6 protein-coding genes are annotated in these 8,483 nt (G+C 73.0%); 5 read left to right on the top strand and 1 reads right to left on the bottom strand.

Annotation, left to right across the window (positions count from 1 at the left end; all coding sequences use genetic code 11):
- Positions 1-206: 206 nt before the first annotated feature.
- The 4 genes from ACFV9H_RS27770 (at position 207) to meaB (ending at position 6,562) form a co-directional block, all read left to right on the top strand.
- Positions 207-1,427: an ROK family protein gene (locus ACFV9H_RS27770; RefSeq protein WP_385403261.1), complete on the top strand. Its 1,221-nt coding sequence runs from the start codon at positions 207-209 to the stop codon at positions 1,425-1,427.
- Between the two features lie 62 nt (positions 1,428-1,489).
- Positions 1,490-3,373, top strand: a complete 1,884-nt coding sequence (locus ACFV9H_RS27765; protein ID WP_385403258.1) for a methylmalonyl-CoA mutase family protein — start codon at positions 1,490-1,492, stop codon at positions 3,371-3,373.
- Positions 3,370-5,568, top strand: a complete 2,199-nt coding sequence (scpA, locus tag ACFV9H_RS27760) for a methylmalonyl-CoA mutase (RefSeq protein ID WP_385403255.1) — start codon at positions 3,370-3,372, stop codon at positions 5,566-5,568. Before ACFV9H_RS27765 ends, scpA begins: the two co-directional genes overlap by 4 nt.
- Positions 5,569-5,578: 10 nt before the next feature.
- Entirely contained in the window at positions 5,579-6,562 is a 984-nt protein-coding gene (gene meaB / locus ACFV9H_RS27755; protein ID WP_385403253.1) for a methylmalonyl Co-A mutase-associated GTPase MeaB, read from the top strand.
- Between the two features lie 317 nt (positions 6,563-6,879).
- Here the strand turns inward: meaB and ACFV9H_RS27750 are convergent, their stop codons facing one another.
- Positions 6,880-7,881, bottom strand: a complete 1,002-nt coding sequence (locus ACFV9H_RS27750; protein WP_385403251.1) for an asparaginase — start codon at positions 7,879-7,881, stop codon at positions 6,880-6,882.
- Between the two features lie 138 nt (positions 7,882-8,019).
- On the opposite strand from ACFV9H_RS27750, the gene ACFV9H_RS27745 reads away from it, so the two are divergent.
- Positions 8,020-8,475, top strand: coding sequence for an Lrp/AsnC family transcriptional regulator (locus ACFV9H_RS27745; protein ID WP_385403249.1), 456 nt, complete (start codon positions 8,020-8,022; stop codon positions 8,473-8,475).
- Positions 8,476-8,483: the final 8 nt, after the last annotated feature.

Below are 8,483 nucleotides of genomic sequence, written 5' to 3'. Positions count from 1 at the left end.
GTCCGGGACGTAAAACGTGATTTGTGGCGCGGCACCCACCCGCACATACGGGTCCGGCTGGGGCGCCATAAATCATGAGTCCCGGACAACACCCCACCCCGGCCCCGGCCCCACACGCAGCCCCCGCCAGGGAACCCCGCCAAGCCCCCCGCAGGGGACCCGGCATGATTCGGGGACCCAACCCCAAGGAGCCCCCCGTGACCCCCATGGCCGGTGACAGTCGGGCCGCCGCGAATGCCGCCGCCGTGCTGCGCACGGTCCTCGCGCACGGGCCCGTCGCGCGCAGCGCCATCGCCCCGCTGTGCGGGCTCAGCCCCGCCGCCGTGTCCCGGCAGGCCAACGGCCTGCTCCGCAGCGGCCTGCTGCGCGAGCTCCCCGGGCCGGCGGCCTCCGGCGCGGGACGACCGCGGATCCCGCTCGACCTGCACACCGGCCCCGTCGGCGGCCCCGTCGCCGCCGGGCTGCACATCGGCGTGCCCGCGGCCACCTTCAGCCTCGTCGACCTCCGCGGCACGCTCCTCGCCCGCCGCACCTCACCCCACCAAGCCCCCACCCCCACCCCCGGCCCCGGCCCCGACCCGGCCGACATCGCCGACCGGCTCGCCGCCTTCCTCCGCGAGTTCGACACCGGCCGCCCCCTCCTCGGCGTCGGCGTCGCCCTCGGCGGCTGGGTCCGCCCCGGCGACGGGACCGTGGTCCGCCACGAGGCCCTCGGCTGGCGGGACCGCCCCCTCGGCGCCGAGCTCGCCGAGCGGCTGCGTCTCCCCGTCTCGGTCGACAACCACGCCCGGGCCGTCGCCCACGCCGAGATCCTCTTCGGCCGGCCCGAGGCCCGCCGCAGCCTCGTGCACCTCTTCATCGGCAATGTCGTCGACGCGGCGTTCGGCATCGAGGGCACCGTCCACCAGGGCCCCGGCGCGGCGGCCGGGGACGTCGCCCACCTCCCCGTGCCCGGCAGTCGAACGGTCTGCCCCTGCGGGCGCGTCGGCTGCCTCCAGGCCACCGCCTCCGACACCGTGCTCGGCGCGGAAGCCGTCCGCCGCGGCATCGTCCCGGAGCCGTCCGTCAACCTGCTCGTGGACGCGGCGGCGACCGGCGACCCCCGCGCGGACCGGCTGCTGCGCGAGCGGGCCCGCGCCGTCGGCGGAGCGGCGGCCGTCCTCCTCGACGTCTTCAACCCGGCCGTCATGGTGGTCACCGAACTGTCGAGCGTGCTGCACGACGGCTACCTGGACGAGATCCGCGCCGCGGCTGCCGCCGCCTCCCGAACCGGCGGCGGCAGCGGCGGCGCCGGCGGCACCAACGGCAGCGTCGGCGTCGGCCCCGCCCGCATCGTGTCCCCGCACGCGGGGCCCGCCGTACTCCCCGGCGCGGCCGCGACCGTCCTGCTCGGTCCGCTCTTTCGTGACCCCTCCCATCTCAATTGAGAGTGCGAGATCACATCCTGTTGTTATTGGTCGTTCACAGACACCCCCCTAGCATTCGAGCCATGACGGTCCTGCCTGACGACGGGCTCTCCTTGGCCGCCGAGTTCCCTGACGCGACGCATGAGCAGTGGCAGCGCCTGGTAGAAGGCGTGCTGCGCAAGTCGGGCAAGGAAGTATCCGGCGAGGCCGCGGAAGAAGCGTTGTCCACCACGCTCCAGGACGGGCTCACCACCCGCCCGCTGTACACCGCGCCCGAACCCGGCGACGCCGGTGACGCCGGTGACGCCGACGCATCCGGCTTCCCCGGATTCGCCCCCTTCCTCCGCGGCGGCACCCCCGAGGGCAACGCCGCGAGCGGCTGGGACGTGCGCCAGCGCCACCTCGGCACCGATCCGGTACGGGTCAACGAGGCGGTGCTCGCCGACCTGGAGAACGGGGTCACCTCCCTCTGGCTGACCGTCGGCCGGGGCGGTCTCCCGGTCGACGGACTCGCCCGCGCCCTGGACGGGGTCTACCTCGACCTCGCACCGGTCTCCCTGGACCCCGGGGCCGAATTCGCCGACGCGGCAAGGGCGTTCATCACCCTGTGCGCCGAGCGCGAGATCGACCCCGCAGCCGTCCGGGCGAGCCTCGGCGCCGACCCCCTCGGCCACGAGGCCCGGACCGGCGAGGCCCTCGACCTCGCGGACGCCGTCGAGGTGGCCAAGTCGGTCGCCGCCGACCACCCCGGTGTGCGCGCCCTGACCGTGGACGCCCTGCCGTACCACGAGGCCGGCGGCAGCGCCGCCCAGGAGCTGGGGCTGTCCCTGGCGACCGGCGTCGCGTACCTGCGCGCCCTCACCGACGGCGGGCTGAGCGTCGACGCGGCCCTCGGGCAGCTGGAGTTCCGCTACGCCGCCACCGCCGACCAGTTCCTCACCATCTGCAAGCTGCGCGCGGCCCGCCGCCTGTGGGCCCGTGTCGCCGAGGCCTCGGGGGCCCCGGCCGCCGGAGCGCAGCGCCAGCACGTGGTGACCTCGCCGGTGATGATGACCCGCCGCGACCCCTGGGTGAACATGCTCCGCACCACCGTGGCCTGCATGGCGGCGGGCGTGGGCGGCGCGGACTCGGTCACCGTGCTCCCCTTCGACCACGAGCTGGGCCTGCCGGACGCCTTCGCGCGCCGCATCGCCCGCAACACCTCCACCATCCTGTTGGAGGAGTCGCACCTGGCCCGCGTCATCGACCCGGCCGGCGGCTCCTACTACGTGGAGCGGCTCACCGACGAACTCGCCCACGCGGCCTGGGCGTTCTTCCAGACCCTGGAGAAGGCCGGCGGCCAGGCCGCCGCCCTGCGCTCCGGGCTGGTCGCCGACCGCCTCGCCGCCACCTGGGCCGAGCGTTCCAAGAAGCTGGCCAAGCGCCGCGAGCCGATCACCGGGGTCAGCGAGTTCCCGCTGCTGTCGGAGAAGCCGGTCGTACGGGAGCCCGCGCCCGCGGGACCCACCGGCGGGCTGCCCCGCGTACGGCGCGACGAGGCCTACGAGGCCCTGCGCGCCCGCAGCGACGCACACCTGGCGGCGACCGGCGCCCGGCCGAGGATCTTCCTCGCCGCGCTCGGCCCCGCGGCCGCGCACACCGCCCGCGCCACCTTCGCCTCGAACCTGTTCCAGGCGGGCGGCGTCGAGCCGGTTCACGACCCGGTCTCCGTCGACCCGGAGACGGCCGCCGAGGCGTACGCCGCGAGCGGCGCGGACGGCATGGCCGTGCTGTGCTCCAGCGACGCGCTGTACGAGGAGCAGGCCGAGGCGGTGGCCGCCGCCCTGCGCGCGGCGGGCGCCACGACCGTGTACCTCGCGGGCAAGCCGGGTACCGCCGAGGCGGCCGTGGACGCGTACGTCTTCGCCGGCTGCGACGCGGTCGCCGTGCTGTCCTCCGTACTCGACCGGATGGGAGTCGACTCTTGAGCATCCCCGATTTCTCCGAGCTCGCGCTCGGCTCGGGATTCGCCGCCGCCTCCGAGGACCAATGGCGTGCCGCGGTCAAGGAGTCCACCGGCCACGCCCCCGGCGACCTGCTGTGGGAGACCCCCGAGGGCATCGGCGTCAAGCCGCTGTACACCGGGCGGGACCTGGAGGGCCTGGACTTCCTGCACACGTACCCGGGCGTGGCCCCGTACCTGCGCGGCCCGTACCCGACGATGTACGTCAACCAGCCCTGGACGATCCGGCAGTACGCCGGCTTCTCCACGGCCGAGGAGTCGAACGCCTTCTACCGGCGCAACCTGGCCTCCGGCCAGAAGGGCCTGTCGGTGGCCTTCGACCTGCCCACGCACCGCGGCTACGACAGCGACCACCCCCGGGTGACCGGTGACGTCGGCATGGCGGGCGTGGCGATCGACTCGATCTACGACATGCGGCAGCTGTTCGACGGGATCCCCCTCGACAAGATGTCGGTGTCGATGACGATGAACGGCGCGGTGCTGCCGGTCCTCGCCCTCTACATCGTGGCGGCGGAGGAGCAGGGCGTCTCGCCGGACAAGCTCGCGGGGACCATCCAGAACGACATCCTCAAAGAGTTCATGGTCCGCAACACCTACATCTACCCGCCCAAGCCCTCGATGCGGATCATCTCCGACATCTTCTCGTTCACCTCGCAGAAGATGCCCCGGTACAACTCGATCTCCATCTCCGGCTACCACATCCAGGAGGCCGGGGCCACGGCCGACCTGGAGCTCGCGTACACCCTCGCCGACGGCGTGGAGTACCTGCGGGCCGGTCAGGGCGCCGGGATGGACGTGGACGCGTTCGCGCCCCGCCTGTCGTTCTTCTGGGCGATCGGCATGAACTTCTTCATGGAGGTCGCCAAGCTGCGCGCCGCCCGCCTGTTGTGGGCGCGGCTGGTGAAGCAGTTCGACCCGAAGAACGCCAAGTCGCTCTCGCTGCGCACCCATTCGCAGACCTCGGGCTGGTCGTTGACGGCGCAGGACGTCTTCAACAACGTCACGCGCACGTGCATCGAGGCGATGGCCGCGACCCAGGGCCACACGCAGTCCCTGCACACCAACGCCCTCGACGAGGCCCTCGCCCTCCCGACGGACTTCTCGGCGCGCATCGCCCGCAACACCCAGCTCCTGCTCCAGCAGGAGTCGGGCACCTGCCGGTCCATCGACCCGTGGGGCGGCAGCGCCTACGTCGAGAAGCTCACGTACGACCTCGCGCGCCGCGCCTGGCAGCACATCGAGGAGGTCGAGGCGGCCGGCGGCATGGCGCAGGCCATCGACGCGGGCATCCCGAAGCTCCGCGTCGAGGAGGCGGCGGCCCGTACGCAGGCCCGTATCGACTCGGGCCGGCAGCCCGTCATCGGCGTCAACAAGTACCGCGTCGCCAACGACGAGCAGATCGACGTCCTCAAGGTCGACAACTCCTCGGTGCGCAGCCAGCAGATCGCCAAGCTGCGGCGGCTGCGCGAGGAGCGCGACGAGCGTGCCACGCAGGACGCCCTGCAGGCCCTCACGAACGCCGCCGAGCGCGGCGCCGGCCAGGGCCTCGAAGGCAACCTGCTCGCCCTCGCCGTGAACGCGGCCCGCGCCAAGGCGACGGTGGGTGAGATCTCGGACGCACTGGAGAAGGTGTACGGGCGGCACGCGAGCCAGATCCGTACGATCTCGGGTGTGTACCGAACCGAAGCAGGCGAGTCCCCGTCCGTGGAGCGCACCCGTACCCTCGTCGACCGGTTCGAGGAGGCGGAGGGCCGTCGTCCGCGCATCCTGGTCGCCAAGATGGGCCAGGACGGGCACGACCGCGGCCAGAAGGTGATCGCGACCGCCTTCGCCGACCTGGGCTTCGACGTGGACGTCGGCCCGCTGTTCCAGACCCCGGCGGAGGTGGCCCGTCAGGCCGTGGAGGCCGACGTGCACGTCGTGGGCGTCTCCTCCCTGGCGGCCGGCCACCTGACCCTCGTACCGGCGCTGCGCGAGCAGTTGGCGGAAGAGGGCCGTGAGGACATCATGATCGTCGTCGGTGGAGTCATCCCGCCGGCCGATGTCCCCACCCTCCTGGAGATGGGCGCGACGGCCGTCTTCCCGCCCGGAACGGTCATCCCGGACGCGGCCCACGACCTGGTGACGCGGCTCGCCGCGGATCTGGGCCACGAGCTGTAGGCGGGGGCCGGTGCCGAAGATCGACATCGAGGCCTACGCGAAAGGGGTGCTCGACGGGAAGCGCGCGTTCATCGCGCGCGCCATCACCCTCGTCGAGTCCACCCTGCCCGCTCACCGGGTGCTGGCGCAGCGCCTGTTGACGGAGCTCCTGCCGTACGCCGGCAACGCGCGCCGGATCGGCATCAGCGGGGTGCCGGGCGTGGGCAAGTCCACGTTCATCGACGCGTTCGGCACGATGCTGACGGGGCTGGGCCACCGGGTGGCGGTCCTGGCCGTCGACCCCTCCTCCACGCGCACCGGCGGCTCCATCCTCGGCGACAAGACGAGGATGGAACGCCTCTCCGTCGACCCGGCGGCCTTCGTCCGCCCGTCCCCCTCCGCCGGAACCCTCGGCGGAGTCGCGAAGGCCACCCGCGAATCCATGATCGTGATGGAGGCGGCGGGCTACGACGTGGTCCTCGTCGAGACGGTCGGCGTCGGCCAGTCGGAAACCACGGTCGCGGGCATGGTCGACTCCTTCCTCCTGCTCTCCCTGGCCCGTACGGGAGACCAGCTCCAGGGCATCAAGAAGGGCGTCCTGGAACTGGCCGACGTCCTGGCCGTGAACAAGGCGGACGGCCCGCACGAGCGCGACGCGAAGGCCGCCGCCCGCGAACTGGCGGGCGCCCTGCGCCTGATGCACCCCGCCGACGCGGCCTGGACCCCGCCGGTCCTGACGTGCAGCGCCCGCGAATCGGCCGGCCTGGACGAGGTCTGGAGCCGGCTGGAGCAACACCGCACCTTGCTGGACGCGGGGGGCCGCCTGGCGGCGAAGCGGGCCGCGCAGCAGGTGGAGTGGACCTGGTCGATGGTCCGCGAGGAACTCCTGGAACGCCTCCGCGCCGACCCAGCCGTCCGGGACCTGGCCCCGGGCCTCGAAGCGGCCGTCCGCGCGGGCACGGTAACCCCCACCTCAGCAGCGGACCGCCTCCTGACAGCCTTCGGCCACGCCTGACACTCACCCCGCCCCCCCCTGCGCCTCAAACGCCGGCGGGGCTGGGGCATCCACCGTCTGCGCCGCCGCCGTGGCTCCACCCCACGCCCCGCGCCCGGCGCCTCGATCGCCGGCGAGGCTGGGATTTCCTGCGTCTGCGGCGCCTCCGCTGGGGCTCCGCCCCAGACCCCGCTCCTCAAACGCCGGAGGGGCTGGGGGTGTCGGCTCAAATCAAAGTTGCGCCGCGCGCACTTGCAGGCTGACGCCGGCCAAATCCAGCCCCGCCGGCGTTTGAGGCGCGGGGTCCGGGGCGGAGCCCCAGGAGCCGGCCCGCAGGGCTACGCCTCGACCAGCACCGGCTCACCCGCACCCAGCGCACGCCGCAGAACCCGGTCCTGCTCGGCCCACTCGCCGGAGGCAAGCAGCGCGGACAGCACCGCGATCCGCGCCTGCCCGGCCCGCAGGGTCCCCGTCGGGACGGCTCCGGCCGCGACGAGGTCCACCGCGCCCCCCTGCGTGTAGATCTCGGTGACCGGCCCGGCCATCACCCGCGTGGTCAGCGCGACGAGCACCCCGCCCGCGACGGCGTCCCGCACCGCGTCCACGATCTCCGGCGTCGCGTTGCCCGCCCCGGTCCCCACCAGGACGACACCCCGCGCCCCCGCCGCGATGGCGGCGTTCAGCAGCACGGCGTCCCCGTCGGCGTGGTGCACCACCACGTCCACGCGCGGCGGCAGTTCCGGCATCGCCGGCAACGGCAGGGCCTCCGGCCGCTGCGGCGTGCGCAGGATGGTGACCTTGCCGAAGCCGATCTTCCCGAGCAGTTCCTTCGACGGGTCGGCGAACGCGTCCAGCGCCACCGCCTGGGTCTTCACCGTGCCCCGCGCGGCATGCACCCGCCCCGCGAAGGCGATCAGCACGCCGAGCCCGCGCGTATTGGCGGCGGTGAGCAGGGCGTCGTAGAGGTTCTCCGGGCCGTCTCCGTCCGCGGTGCCCATGGGCCGCTGCGAGCCGGTGAACACGACGGAGCGCGCGTCGTGGTGGTGGAGGTCGACGAGGAGCGCCGACTCCTCCAGGGTGTCGGTCCCGTGCGTGACGACGATGCCGTCCACGCCGGGGTCCGCGAGCACCTCGTGCACGGTGTGCAGCAGGGTCAGCTGGTGGGCGGTGGTGAGCCGGGGGCTGTTCACGCTGAACAGGTCCACCACCTCGACGGTGATGCCCTCGGGCAGCGGCGCGGTGGCGATGACCTCGTTCCCGTCCGCGTCCGCCGCGAATCCGGAACCCTGCCAGCGGCTGGCTATCGTTCCGCCGGTGCTGATGACGACGATCCGTCCCATGGCCGTTGGCCGCCCTTCCCTCGAACCTCGAAAACGTCCGCACATTTGTACCCAAAGCAGCAATGATAGAGCGATCTACGCGCAATGTGATTGCGTCTTCAGCCAGTCCTGAAACATTGGGTGGTGGATAATTGCGCCATGGACGCCATCGATCGAGATATCTTGCGCGAGCTCCAGGCCGACGGTCGGCTCAGCAACCAGGAGCTCGCCCAGCGCGTGGGCCTCACCCCCTCCCCCTGCATGCGCCGCGTGCGCCAGCTCGAACAGGACGGGGTGATCCAGGGCTACCGCGCCGTGATCTCCCCCGAGGCGGTGGGCCGCGGCTTCGAGGTGCTCGTCTCCGTCGAGGTGCGCCGCGACCGCGAGGCCGTCGAGGCCTTCGAGGCGGCCCTCCAGGACATCCCCGACGTGATCGAGGCCTACCGCCTCTTCGGCAGCCCCGGCTGCCTCCTGCGCATCGCCGTCGCGGACCTGCGGGCGTACGAACGCCTCTGGATCGAGAAGTTGACGGCCCTCTCCGGTGTCACCGAGGTCAATTCGCAGATCATCATGAAGCGCATCAAGGAACAGACCGGCCTGCCCGTCGAACGCTGACGCGGCCC

The sequence above is a fragment of the Streptomyces sp. NPDC059874 genome (assembly GCF_042731135.1).
Taxonomy (GTDB): Bacteria; Actinomycetota; Actinomycetes; order Streptomycetales; family Streptomycetaceae; genus Streptomyces.
This window is presented reverse-complemented; position numbering and strand designations above follow the sequence as displayed.

Excerpts from the sequence above, each read along its gene's own strand:
- ACFV9H_RS27765 (WP_385403258.1), top strand. The coding sequence starts at position 1,490 with ATGACGGTCCTGCCTGACGACGGGCTCTCCTTGGCCGCCGAGTTCCCT.
- ACFV9H_RS27745 (WP_385403249.1), top strand. The coding sequence starts at position 8,020 with ATGGACGCCATCGATCGAGATATCTTGCGCGAGCTCCAGGCCGACGGT.
- ACFV9H_RS27750 (WP_385403251.1), bottom strand. The coding sequence starts at position 7,881 with ATGGGACGGATCGTCGTCATCAGCACCGGCGGAACGATAGCCAGCCGC.
- ACFV9H_RS27770 (WP_385403261.1), top strand. The coding sequence starts at position 207 with ATGGCCGGTGACAGTCGGGCCGCCGCGAATGCCGCCGCCGTGCTGCGC.